The 390-nt window shown below is 72.3% G+C and carries 1 pseudogene; it reads right to left on the minus strand.

From position 1 onward, the window contains the following. Nucleotides 1-357: pseudogene (locus tag RB628_RS41595) on the minus strand (hydrolase); the annotation flags it as partial. Nucleotides 358-390: the final 33 nt, after the last annotated feature.

A 390-nucleotide genomic window follows, 5' to 3' on the forward strand; every position in this document is an offset into this window, starting at 1 on the left:
CGGGGCGCGGTGTGCGACCGCCAGGTCGATCACGTGCCGCCGGTAGTTGGCGCCGGACTGGAAGATCTGCCGGGGCTCGACGGGAGCGTGCACTGCCAGGTCCGCCAACGGTCGCCAGCCGCGCGTCGGGTCCCCGGCGAGGGTGTGCAGCCGCGGCAGCTCCTCGTCCCAGCGCTCCAGGAGCGTGAGCGTGGTCAACGCGGGGTCGTCCAGTGCCGTGCGCAGGTCGAGCGCTCGGCCCTCCGGCGTCACGAGGCCCGGGAACCTGGTCTCGCCCGGTGCCGAAAGGGTGCCGATGGCGAACGGTCCGGAGAAGGGGGTGAAGGGTGCCGACGCGGCTGCGGATGTCACGGAGATGTCCTCCCGATTGCGGTGCCACTAATCTGGCCC

This window comes from Streptomyces sp. ADMS (genome assembly GCF_033441795.1).
In the GTDB taxonomy this organism is placed as follows: Bacteria; Actinomycetota; Actinomycetes; order Streptomycetales; family Streptomycetaceae; genus Streptomyces.